Origin of the sequence: Rufibacter immobilis (genome assembly GCF_003721565.1) — a bacterium.
In the GTDB taxonomy this organism is placed as follows: domain Bacteria; phylum Bacteroidota; class Bacteroidia; order Cytophagales; family Hymenobacteraceae; genus Nibribacter; species Nibribacter immobilis.
This window is the reverse complement of record NZ_RJJE01000002.1, coordinates 327,325-339,835: the sequence shown is the minus strand read 5'-3', so window position 1 is coordinate 339,835 and position 12,511 is coordinate 327,325. Positions and strand designations below refer to the sequence as shown.

Sequence of the window (12,511 nt, the reverse complement as noted above, 5' to 3'; positions counted from 1 at the left end):
GCGGAACTCTGCACGAGTCATCATCCCCCTACCCCCTTCAAAGGGGGACGAAAAAGTACCTAAATTAAGCCAACTATGCCCCACCGCCTGCTCAACCCACAGACGTTTGCCGCGATCAAAGACCTGCGCCTCATTGCCAAGGCGGTGGTAGATGGGTTCATGCTGGGGCAGAACCAGAGCATTAGGCGGGGGGCGGGCATTGAGTTCGCGCAGTACAGAAGCTACCAACCCGGTGATGATTTGCGGCAGCTAGACTGGAAGATGTTCGCGCGGTCAGATAGGTACTACATTCGGGAATCTGAGGTGGACAGCAGCGTGGCGGTTCGGTTTGTGGTAGATGCCAGCGGCTCCATGGCGCACCAAGACGGCACCCTCACCAAACTGGACTACGCCCGCTTTTTGGTGGCAGCCCTGGCCTACCTGGCCACCCAACAGGGCGATGCCGTGGGCCTGTTTGTATTGCAGGAAAACCAGCTGGTACAACTAGCGCCGCAGCAAACGAGCCAGCACCTGCAACGGTTCTTCCATCAGCTGGAGCACGTGAAGCCCCTCGGTCCCTTCCCCGCCCCCGACCGTTTAGCGCCTGTTTTTGCGAAAAAACGACAAAAAGAGATCACCGTTCTCATCACCGATATGTACGAGCAGACTTCGGAGATTTCTGAAACGCTGCGCAAACTGGGGGCCCGCGAGAAAGACACGCTCCTGTTCCATCTCATGGGCCAGAACGAGCTGGAGTTCTCTTACCAAGGCCAACTCAGCTTTCAGGATTTGGAGACCGGGCAAACAGTGCAGGTGAACGCAGAAACCCACCGTGAAGCTTATTTACAGAACCTACAAACCTGGCTAAGGAACTTAGAAACCGACACCCGCAAAAAGCAAATCCACTACGAGCGCTTCCACCTGCATGAGCCGCTGGACAAAGCGCTAAGAGCGTTTCTGCAAAGCCGTGCAAGACAATAAGGAAGGAGTTCTGAGTCTTAAGTCCTAAGTTCTGTGTGGAATTCCGTTTAGCGGCTCTTTTTTCAAAATCAAGGCAAAAACAGATGCTTCTTCGGTGGAAACCTATTCTTCCAGGTACACCTTCGTCCCCCTTTGAAGGGGGTAGGGGGATGACAAGGACAGCTGAAGTTAGAACTGCTGAAACCTAATACTGAAAGCAAATAGTCCGCTTCGGGAATGCGTTCTCTGCACGAGCCATCATCCCCCTACCCCCTTCTAAGGGGGACTTTTCGGGAATGCGTTCGAAAATATTATTATCAAATAAGCTGCTAACCTCCGGCAACAGCGCGGGCTCCAATGACCTCGTAGCGTCCGGAGGACCTGCGAGCGTCTGCGCCAATTCCTGTTTTTGGCACCATTTCCGAAAAAGGGCCGCTAAACAGAAATCTTGCTGCCTATCTTTACCCCAACATTCACCCATTCACTCCATCACATACTCACTCATTACATGACAGGCTACTTTGGCATAGGCATTTTTATGCCGAAGAACGAGACCAACATGGGCACCTTGTGGCGGTCGGCAGCCATTCTGGGGGCGAGCTTTATTTTTACTATCGGCAAGCGGTACAAGAAGCAGAGCACCGACACCAACAAAAGCTGGACCGAGATTCCGCTGTACCACTACACCGACTTCGAGGATTTCTTTCGGCACTTGCCGTACAGCTGCCAGTTGGTAGCCGTGGAACTGGACGGAAAAGCCGTGCCCGTAGAGCAGTTCCGGCACCCAGAGCGCTGCGTGTACCTGCTGGGCGCCGAAGACCACGGTTTGCCGCCTACCGTCCTCGCCAAGTGCCACCACCTGGTGCAGCTTCCCGGCGAAACCTCACTGAACGTGGCCTCGGCGGGAACGGTGGTGCTGTATGACCGTCACCTCAAAAGCGCCTTGGCAAAACAGCTGTAAAAAGCCTTCGCCCCGCAGGAACTCAGGTAGAATTGAGGCTAATGGCAACCATCACCGCCAACGGAGGGCAAGATCTGCACAGGTGGCAGGTAAAAGCCTCTAGGGGTGGGTTATATAGATGGATGGCAAACCTCGCCACTGGAGGCAAATAGTACCGCCCAAGCAGTAGGAATTCTGCCCAATCCCGTTTATCTTTCCTTTTCCAGACCAGGCCCGTCTTGTGTCTTTTGTCTTACGTCTTGTGTCTAAAAAGTAGCTTTGTTCCAGTTTCTCAATCCGGTTTGGTTATGGGCGATGGCCAGTGTGGCGGTGCCCATTGCCATTCATTTATGGAACAAGCGGCAGCCCAAGACCGTGCAGGTGGGCAGCATTCGGTGGCTGCAACCCTCAGAAAGCCGAAAGCTCAGCAGTCTGCGCCTCACCCAGCCTTGGCTCCTGCTTCTGCGGTGCCTATTGCTGCTATTGCTGGCGCTGGTTCTGGCCCAACCGCAGTTCATCCGCCAAGTGCCCGCCGTCCCCGCAAAACACGTTTACCTGCACCCTTCGCTGTTCCAGGCCAACGCCTTGCCTTTGGTAGCCGCCACCGTAGATTCGCTGGCGCAAAAAGGTTGGCAAATCCACAAGTTGCAGCCAGGCTTCCCCATGTTGCCGCTGACCCAGGAAACCTCCATTCAGAGCTTTCAATCAGATTCGCTGGCCGCCGATACCACCAACGCCTGGGCCATGCTGCGGGTGCTCAACCGAAGCCTCCCTTCCCACGCCCACGCCTGGATTTTCACCACAGACTTGCTGCGGCACCACCGCGGCAAGTACCCCCAGCTGCGCCCCAACTTCAAATGGATCCCCGTGCCCGTGCCGCAAACCAACGCCTGGCTGCAAGATGCCTACTACACCAGTAAAGGCCAGCTGCGGTTGCAGTTCGGGCGAAGTGATGCCCAAGAAGTTACGTTTCTGGAACGAACGGTAGCCAAACCCGCGGCGGGCCAAACCATTTCCCTGCCTGCGCTGCCTAGCGTCCGGTTTTCGGCGCACGCTGAGGCGGATTCGCTCGCCCTGCAAGGCGGAGCCCGTAACTCTATTCCGCTGGCCAAAGAACCCTTGCGCGTGCTGGTGCGCTACGCCAAATCCCGGCAAGCCGATGTGAAATATTTGCGGGCAGCCCTGCAAACGGCGCTGGAATACCGCGGTGCCGCATTTGAGTTGACCGTTTCCCGAGAGCCGCTGCCGCTGCCGCTGCCCACCGCCGCGCCCAACTGGGTTTTCTGGCTCACAGATGAACCGCTGGCTCCGTTTTTGGCTCGTTTTCCCAAAAACAGGCTAAAAACGCTGCAAGACGCCCCAGCCTCCGCCCGCGTGCAGAAACTTGAAAGTTGGCTCCAGATACCGGGCCTCGCGCAGCACGTGCCTTTGCACCAGCGCACCCCAGCCCCAGAAAACCCCGCGGCCCAGGTGCTGTGGCAAGACGGATACGGCCACCCCCTGCTCACGCAACAGCTAGATTCGCTCCAGACGCATTACCGTTTCTACAGCCGCTTCCACCCCACCTGGAACGCCCTCCCCGACAACGGCCAGTTCCCCGAACTGCTCCTGCGTCTGCTCTTCCCTGAGAACTCTGCTTGGGAAACGTTATATGACACCCGCACTCTTCCCCAGGAGCTGGAACAGCCACGGGCGTTTAGCGGCTCTTTTTCAGAAAACAGGCCAAAAAAGGAAGAAGTACTGGATTTGAAGCCGTGGCTGGTGGGATTGCTGGCGTTGCTGCTGGCGGTAGAGCGGTGGTTGGCGGGGAGGGACGTAAGTTTTCAGAACAATAAGAAATAGTAAAATGAAACTTACACGAGAAAGCTAGGAAGCTATTGAATCCTTTTTTGAAGGAACAAGATTTGAGGGTGGTAGGATTAATACTTTTTCTTTTTCAGAAAAAAGTATTGAGCATGGAGAAGAAGTCATTGACTTCATAAACTCTTCATATTTCCAAGACGAATGCACTAGTGATATCGTTAAGCAGTTGCCAGTGCAAGAACAGAACATGTATCTTAAATCTCCATTCAACTTAAAAGAACTCAGCATAAAGGATTTTAAAAAATATTCCAAGAATGAGTTATGCTCTTACTTTGATACATATTCTAGTGGAGCGACGGAGGATACATATTACTTTAACATCTATTGGGAAGAAGTAAAGGAAAGAATACTCTCCCTTCATGATAATTTTTCATTCTATTTAATATCTCTTGATTGGTTTGATGTAGAAAGAAACAGGAAGAATTGGGAGCAGGCAGATATAAGATTAAAAGCACCAGAGTTTTGGGTTTATGGATACTATTTCCTCTTCATTGGAATCTCTGATATTGAGCAAAAGCTTATTGCTACTGTATTGTTCTTTGACTAAAAGAACAGCCCTTCCTTTTGTCATCCTGAAAGGAACCTGTGGGCAAACTAGAAAAGCGTAGAATAACTGCCACTACCGTTCGCCCACAAGATCTTTCCAAGATGACAGGTGAGAGAGATTCTATGAGTTATCTGATCGTCCCCCTTTGAAGGGGGTAGGGGGATGACAAGGCTATGAGAAGAACCATAAGCTTAAAGCAAAGGAATGAAAAGATGATTCTCGGGAATGGATAACGCTGCACGAGTGGCCCAGCACGAGTAGTCATCCCGGGCCTTCAAAGGGGGACGATCAGATAAAGTGCGTAACGTCAATTAATAAAAAGCAACTTACAGAGACCTTAATAACTTTTTGAACCACCCCACCTCCCATACCGCCCCAACTGCCACGGTCCTGCAACAAGTACGGGCGCAGTACCTTCAGAAGAAGGCGTGGCTGTATGCGCTTCAGGCGGTGGCGGTGGCGCTGCCCTTGGCAATGTGGGCGTATCGAAGTTGGCAACATGGAACCGGGGAAGCCAGTATAGGCGCGGGCATTTTAATTGTGCTTAGCATCGGGTTTCAGGTGGCGCGGTGGCGGGAGGTACGCAAGAAAACCAGCCTGCTGAAAGTGGCCCAACACCTGAACCGGAAGTATCCGCAGCTGGAGGAAAGCGCGGAGCTGTTATTGCAGTCTGAAACGGAGCTGGGTCTGTTGGCTAACCTGCAGCGGCAACGGACGGCAGAAGCGGCCGCGCAGATTTCCACCGCCGAAGCCTCTCAGGTGAACTTCAGAAACGGCTGGCTGACGCTTCTGGCGGGGCTGGTTCTAGCGGTCATTATCTGGTTTGTGCCGGCGCTTGTCACTATACAGCCCTCGGCGGAGCCGTTGCCAGAAAAAACTACTACCAATGTCAATGCGCCCGTGGCCCAGCCGAAGGCCATTTTACCCGCCATAGAGCAGATGCACGTGCGCATTTCGCCGCCAACTTATACCCGCAAAACCCGCTACGCCGTCACCACGCCCTCGTTTAAGGCTGAAGTGGGCGCAAAGGTGGAATGGACGGTGCAGACGAACCAACCTGTCAAATCATTGCAGTTGGTGTTGGGCAACCAGAAACCTATTTCGCTGAGGGCGGTGGCGGGGCGGGAGCACACGTACACCGCCGCCATCACCGTGACGCAGTCCACGCTGTACCACCTCCAACTGAACGGCCAGAACTCTGATTTTTATTCCATAGAGGCCATTCCAGACGAGGCGCCCGTTCTCACCGTGAAGAAACCCGCCCAGTACACCGAGATTCTCTTCGGGGAGCCGCAGCGGGTGACGGTGCAAGCCACGTTGCAGGATGACTACGGTCTCAAAACGGCAGATTTGGTGGCCACCGTGGCCAAAGGCGAGGGCGAGGCGGTGAAGTTCAGAGAGCAGCGCATTCCGTTGCGGGTGTCGTTCAACGGGCAGCCGCGGCAGGTGCAACTGAACCAAATCCTGAACCTTCAGCAACTGGGCATGACCTACGGCGATGAGCTCTATTTCTACCTGCAGGCCTACGACAACCACCGCGGCTACACCCGCACCGAGGCGTTTCTGGTGGAGATTGAAGACACCACCATCGTGGAAACCATGGATGATCTATCGCTGGGCGTGACCCCTAACCCAGAGTACTTCCGGAGCCAGCGGCAGATTATCATTGACACCGAAAAACTGATTCAGGAACAGAAAAGCCTTGCCCAACCAGTCTTCGCGGAGCGGTCCAACAACATCGGGGTGGACCAGAAACTGCTCCGGCTGCGTTACGGTAAGTTCCTGGGCGAGGAGTTTGAATCAAACATCGGCGCAGCCGCCCTGCCGGAAGGTTTAGCCGAAGGACACAGCGTAGATGACGGCCACGACCATTCGCCTAAGAAAGGCGAGAGTGAGCACCAGACCCAGATGAACGAACTGCTGGACCCGTACCTGCACAAGCACGACCAGGAAGAAGCCGCCACCTTCTTTGAGCCCGCCATCAAAGCCCAACTCAAAGGCGCACTAGCCCAGATGTGGGAGGCTGAGCTAAGACTGAGAACAGGTCGGCCGAAGGAGGCCCTTCCGTTTGAGTACAAGGCACTCAGAATGCTCAAAGACGTGCAGCAGAAATCTAGGGTGTACGTGAAAAAATCTGGGTTTGAACCGCCGCCGCTCAAAGAACCCGAAAAGCGCCTCACTGGCGACTTAACCAAAGTGCAGACTGTGGCGCTCAGACGGGAAGAAAAACCCGAGGCTTCTTATCCCGTGGTGCGGCAGGCGCTGCAACGCGTGGAGAGCTTGAAACAAGGTGCCACCCCGAAAGCAGAGGATGCCGCCCTACTGGAGCGGGCCGGGCAGGAGCTTGGTAAAGCCGCTGTGCGCGAGCCTGGGCAGTACCTAAAAGCCTTGCAGGATGTACGCCATATAGTGCAGGATATCCGGGCGCAGCGGGCCATTTGCGCCGACTGCCTTCTGCGGGTGGAAAGCGCGCTACACCGTTTTTTGCCTGTTTCTGAAAAAAGAGCCGCTAAACGCACCTCTGCCGCAACTGAGAAAAATTTAGCCCAAGATTACTTTAACCGCCTAGATTAACCGTGAACCTTCCGTTGCCGCTTGTTCTTTCTTTGGCGCTCCTGCTGGGCGCGTGGCTCACGTGGCTGGCCGTGCGCCGGGCAGACCGTCGGCGGCTGGCGGGACGGCTAGTGGCGTCGTGGGTAGCGGTGGCGTGTCTGGCGCTGTTGGCTTCACCGCCCAAAATTACCCGTACCTACAGCGCCTCAGAAGCCATTTTGATCACGGACGGTTATAGCCCAGACTCACTGCAAGCCCTGTTGAACCGCCTGCAACCCAAGCCGCAGGTCTTCGCTTTTGAGACAGAGGCCCAGCAGGCTATTCCGGTCAAGGATTTCGCCGCTTTCCGTCAGCAACACCCAGCTGTGCAGACACTGCATGTGCTGGGGCACGGCCTGGCGGAGGAAGAGTTAGCCAGCGTAGCTACCTTGCGCTTAGTGCCGCACCTTTCGCCGTTGCCTGCGGGGGTGCTTTCGGCCTCCTGGCCGAAGAAAATCACGTTAGGCGAGCCGGTTCAGGTGCAGGGAATTTTCACTTCGCCAGAAAAACCGGTGATCCTTTATTTACAGGCGGCAGGCGGAAACCGTGACTCGATGGAAGTGAAGAAAGGAGCGGGGCAGGCTTTTCAGCTGGGGTTCACGCCTAAAACCAGCGGGCGGTTTGTGTACCAGGTGCAGTGGCAGGAGGGAGATTCGCTCCACCGGGAGGTTATTCCCGTTATTGTAGAAGAACCGCGCCTGCTGAATGTACTGCTGCTGTCCTCGGCACCGTCGTTTGAGGTGAAGTTCCTGAAGAACGCGTTAGCCGAACAAGGGCATGGCGTGGCGGTACGGCAGGAGGTGAGTCAGAATATTTACCAAACCGAAACCATCAATCTCTCCAAACAGTCGCTGAACAGGTTAACGCCCGCTTTACTCCAGAACTTTGACGTGGTGCTGTTGGAGGAGGCCACGCTGCAAGGTTTAAGTGCGCAGGAGAAGCAGGCGCTGCAACAGGCGGTGCGGCAGCAGGGGCTCGGGATTCTGACCTGTTTTTCCCAAAACAGCGCCAAACCAATTCCTTTCTTCGCCGAGGCTAGGTTTAGGCAGATTTCAGAAAAACAGCCTCTAAACGCACCGGTACGGTGGAAAGGGCAGCGCCCCAATACCTCTGCCGTCTTCGCCTTACCCTCTGTCATTCTACAGGCCCAGGAAGGGCAGCAGGTCTTGGCCTGGGAGCAGAATCCGCAGCAGGCGGTGGTGGTACACGCCCGAAAAGGCATGGGCCAGGTGGGCATCAGCCTTGTTCCGGAAACCTTTCCGTTGGCGCTGGAGGGCAAGGAGGCGCTGTACAGACAGTATTGGGCCACACTTCTATCGGCGCTAGCCAAACCGGCTAGAGAAATCGGTGTAGCGGTGGCTCCGGTACGGCCGCAGATAGATGCATCCGTTTTCCTCCAGCCTACTGGGCAAGCACCCACTGCTGAAAATCTGCAGGTAACAGGCCATGAAACGGCAGGCTCTTTCCGGGCTAATACGTCTGCTCTCATGCCACAACGCGAAGAATATATTCTGTGGCCGGCCAAGGCAGGGTGGCACGCCACTTCCTCTGTTGAGGACGGGGGAACCGGCAGTTATTATGTGTATGCCTCCACAGACTGGCAGACGCAGAAATATCATGAAAAGCGCTTAGCCCTGCAGAAAGCTGCACAAACTTCTTCTATTGCCGAAACTCCCGCCAGGATTACCCAGGAAGAGGAAATCTATCTTTGGCCGCTGGGCCTGCTTCTATTGCTTTCGCTCGCTTTCTTGTGGTTAGAGGAGAAAATATAGGATTCTCACCCTTGAGCGGTTAGCTAAACCGTATATCTTTACCGTATTAATTCTGAATTTGATGTACTCAACGAGCGCAGGGGCTAATCAGTCGAATATTCCTGCCGGCCTGCCGCTGCCCGCGTAATTTTATATTCAAAATCGAAGTATTATCATTCTAAGGCATACATAAGGAGTCTGAACTTAACTATACTTTATGCGGCAATCTTCACTCTCCCTCATTTGCTTCTTGCTGTTCTTCACCTGCCAAAGCAGTGATGCATATGCCCTGAAGCTTTCGCCCTTCGCGAATACAGACACTATCAAGACCTTGCCTATCTCAGGTTCTCCTTTTTGCCCGGGCAGCAAAGTCACCGTTCCCTTTGAAACCAATGTGGCCTTTGCCGGAGGTAACTTTTTCACGGTGCAATTGTCTAACAACAGAGGTAGTTTCAGTAGCCCCACGGCCTTGGGTACCATGCCCGGCACCGGGTCTGGGGCTATAGAGGTGACGTTGCCTACCACTATTGCGGCGGGTACCGGTTACCGCTTTAGAGTAGTGGCCTCTACCCCTACCACCAATATGGTGATACAGGATAATGGCACTAACGTAACCATTGGTTCTCCTCTGGCCAAACCTACCATCACTACTGCACCCGTTTGCGCCGGCGGTACCTTAACCCTTACGGCCAGCAGCATTAGCGGCGCCACCTACACATGGACCGGCCCCAATAACTTTACCGCCACCGGCAGAGTCGCTTCCGTGCCCAGGGCTGAAGTAAGTGCTTCCGGCACGTATACCGTTACCGTTTCCTTGAACGGCTGCTCCAACACGGCCAGCATTGACGCGGTTATTCAACCGGCCCTGGCTAACGCCGGCCCAGACGTAGCTACCTGCCCGGGGCAACCGGTACAATTGACCGCCACCGGCGGAGTGAGATACAGTTGGAGCCCTAGCGCTACCTTAAGCGATGCGACCATTGCCAATCCGGTTGCCACTCCAACGGCCAGTACTACTTACACGGTAACCGTTACCGGAGAAAACGGCTGCGTACGCACTGATCAGGTAGTGGTAACGGTTAATCCTTTACCTGTTGTTACCATAGCCCCGGCAGCCCCGGCCATTTGCGTAGGTTCATCTGTGCAACTGCAAGCCTCTGGTGCTGCTACGTACTCCTGGAGCCCAGCCGTTGGGTTGAGCGATCCTACCAGTGCCTCGCCGGTGGCTACGCCTTTGGTGACCACCACCTATACCGTTACCGGCACTTCGGCCAGTGGCTGCGTGAACACGAAAACAGTCACGGTCACGGTTAAACCGTTACCCGTAGCCAACGCCGGTTTTGACCGCACCATCTGCTCTGGCCAGGCGTTAACGTTAGGTACTGCGGCTTCTTCCAACGGCACTTATCTGTGGGAACCGGCAACGGGTTTATCCAGCGCCTCGGCTAAAACACCCACCCTCAACCTCCAGAACACCAGCAATCGGCCCATTACTACCGTATATAAACTTACCGTAACCAGCAACGGTTGTTCTACTACAGACGAAGTAGCAATTACCGTGAACCCGGCTATACCCGCCAGCGCAGGGCCAGACGTCTCTATCTGCACCGGCGGCAGCGCCCAGTTGCAGGCCAGCGGCGGTACCACGTACCGTTGGAGCCCCACCACGAATTTGAGTGATCCTAACATCGCGAATCCGGTGGCGTTTCCTACGGCCACTACCCGTTACATTGTCACCGTTACCAACGCAGAGGGCTGTAGCCGCAATGATACCGTGATGGTGAACGTGAACCCAGCCCCCGCTCTTGCCGTTACACCCGCAGCTCCTTCTATTTGCGTGGGTTCTTCTTTGCAATTACAGGCAACGGGCGCTACCTCATATTCCTGGAGCCCTGCTGCTGGCTTGAGTGATCCTACCAGTGCGTCTCCCATTGCTTCTCCCACCACCACCACTACCTACACTGTTACTGGAACCTCTGCCGGAGGCTGTGTTTCCACCAGAACCGTGACCGTGCGCGTAAATCCTGTTCCGGTAGCCAACGCCGGGCCAGACAAAGTTGTTTGCTCACGCCAAGGGACTGTATTGGGTGCGGCCGCGGTTACGGGCTATACCTATTCCTGGTCTCCGGCGGTAGGCTTGTCCAAAGCAAATGTGGCGAACCCAACGCTTACGTACCCCGGCACAAACGACACACCTATCACCGTTGAATACACCCTCACCGTTACCGCCAATGGCTGCTCCTCTACAGATGTGGTGAGAGTAACCGTGAATCCGGCGGCCTATGCCGGTCCTGATGTGACGATCTGCCAGAACTCAAGCACCCAACTACAAGCCAGCGGCGGACTTACGTACAGCTGGAGTCCGGCCGCAGGCCTGAGTGATCCTACTGTTGCCAACCCCATCGCCAGCCCTAGCGCCACGACCACCTATACCGTAACCGTTACCAACCCCGCCGGAACCTGTGTGAAAACCGATCAGGTGAAAGTAACGGTGAACCCGCTCCCTACCGTAACGGCTTCGGCTTCTCTGGCAACGGTTTGCGCGGGTGGCACGGTGAATCTATCGGCTACGGGCGGAACCTCCTACCAATGGTCGCCCAGCACGGGGCTTGACAATCCTAGGAGCGCCTCGCCGGTGGCCACTGTTACAGAGACAACCACCTACACCGTTACCGCCACAGATGCCAAAGGCTGCTCTAACACGGCTCAGGTCACCATCACCGCGAACCCTCTGCCTACGGCGACTATCCAAGCAAGTGGGCCAACCAGCCTTTGCACGGGAGGAAGCGTGACGTTAACCGCTTCGGGCGGGACGGACTACCTCTGGAGCAACGGCGCCACCACTCCTTCCATCACCGTATCTGAGGCAGGCGCTTATTCCGTGAGAATCACCAACGCCAACGGCTGTCAGGCCACTTCTGCTCCGGCTAACGTTACCGTCAATCCATTGCCTACCGCCACCATTCAGGCGAGTGGTTCTACCACGCTTTGCCCAGGTGGGAACGTGACGTTAACCGCTTCGGGCGGGACGGAATACCTGTGGAGCAACGGCGCCACCACTGCTTCCATCACGGTATCTGAAGCGGGTGCCTATTCCGTTAGAGTTACCAATGCCAGCGGCTGTCAGGCTACCTCGGCTCCAACGCAGGTGACCATTGGCACGCCACCAACCGTTACGCTGGCGCCCTTTGCCTCCATCTGCAAGGACCGCAGCGGTTTTGAACTGACGGGCGGCTTGCCGGCCGGTGGTACCTACAGTGGTCCCGGCGTCACTGACAATAAGTTCTTTGCGGCCACTGCAGGACAAGGCACCCACACCATTACCTACACGTACACAGACGAGCGCGGCTGCACCAACTCGGCCACCCAAACCTTAACGGTAGGCAACTGCCTCAGCGCCGCAGATGAATTGCAGGCTGCTTCCCTTGCTATTTACCCTAACCCGGTGCAGGAAAAACTGAATTTCTCTGTTACGCTTACCAAGAAGGAGGTCATCACCCTTTCATTGACAGATCTCAAAGGCAATGTAGTCCTGACTACCACCATTTCGGCACCGGCCGGGGACCTGAAAAAGGAGATTCCGGTGCAGCATCTTCCGCAGGGCATGTACCTACTCCAGTACCGTACCGCTGGCGCGGTCACCACCCGGAAAGTGTTCATAGCGCGGTAACCGCTGCTCAGCAACCTCCTATATAACAGAAATCCCCGGCAACATTGCAGGGGACTTCTGTTTAGGGGCTGTTTTTGGAAAAAGAGCCCTTAAACGCAAGTGATTATCCTTTCCATTTATAGCTGCAAAAGATGTAAAGTTTATTGCCATCATCATGTACCAGAAGGGTTAGAATAAGGCACTCTATCGCCAGAGATCTATATTCCAGA

The 12,511-nt window shown here is 55.2% G+C and carries 7 protein-coding genes; all 7 read left to right on the top strand.

Annotated elements, in window-relative coordinates; all coding sequences use genetic code 11:
• Positions 1–75 precede the first annotated feature (75 nt).
• The gene (locus EFA69_RS03905; RefSeq protein WP_123131778.1) at positions 76–960 is read left to right on the top strand and encodes a DUF58 domain-containing protein; all 885 of its coding nucleotides are present in this window, start codon (positions 76–78) and stop codon (positions 958–960) included.
• 487 nt (positions 961–1,447) lie between these two features.
• On the top strand, positions 1,448–1,900 hold the full coding sequence (locus EFA69_RS03895; RefSeq protein WP_123131776.1) for an RNA methyltransferase: 453 nt from the start codon (positions 1,448–1,450) through the stop codon (positions 1,898–1,900).
• Positions 1,901–2,158: 258 nt separating this feature from the next.
• Positions 2,159–3,721: a BatA domain-containing protein gene (locus EFA69_RS03890; protein WP_123131775.1), complete on the top strand. Its 1,563-nt coding sequence runs from the start codon at positions 2,159–2,161 to the stop codon at positions 3,719–3,721.
• 208 nt (positions 3,722–3,929) lie between these two features.
• Positions 3,930–4,289, top strand: a complete 360-nt coding sequence (locus EFA69_RS03885; RefSeq protein ID WP_123131774.1) for a hypothetical protein — start codon at positions 3,930–3,932, stop codon at positions 4,287–4,289.
• Positions 4,290–4,637: 348 nt separating this feature from the next.
• Positions 4,638–6,863 (top strand): DUF4175 family protein, encoded by a 2,226-nt coding sequence (locus tag EFA69_RS03880; protein WP_123131773.1) that lies wholly within the window; start codon positions 4,638–4,640, stop codon positions 6,861–6,863.
• Positions 6,864–6,865: 2 nt separating this feature from the next.
• Complete coding sequence (locus EFA69_RS03875) at positions 6,866–8,653, top strand: hypothetical protein (RefSeq protein WP_123131772.1); 1,788 nt, start codon at positions 6,866–6,868, stop codon at positions 8,651–8,653.
• Between the two features lie 196 nt (positions 8,654–8,849).
• A complete protein-coding gene (locus EFA69_RS03870; protein ID WP_123131771.1) occupies positions 8,850–12,302 on the top strand; it encodes a T9SS type A sorting domain-containing protein in 3,453 nt (1,150 codons plus the stop codon).
• Positions 12,303–12,511 lie beyond the last annotated feature (209 nt).

Excerpts from the sequence above, each read along its gene's own strand:
- EFA69_RS03895 (WP_123131776.1), top strand. The coding sequence starts at position 1,448 with ATGACAGGCTACTTTGGCATAGGCATTTTTATGCCGAAGAACGAGACC.
- EFA69_RS03885 (WP_123131774.1), top strand. The coding sequence starts at position 3,930 with ATGTATCTTAAATCTCCATTCAACTTAAAAGAACTCAGCATAAAGGAT.
- EFA69_RS03905 (WP_123131778.1), top strand. The coding sequence starts at position 76 with ATGCCCCACCGCCTGCTCAACCCACAGACGTTTGCCGCGATCAAAGAC.
- EFA69_RS03870 (WP_123131771.1), top strand. The coding sequence starts at position 8,850 with ATGCGGCAATCTTCACTCTCCCTCATTTGCTTCTTGCTGTTCTTCACC.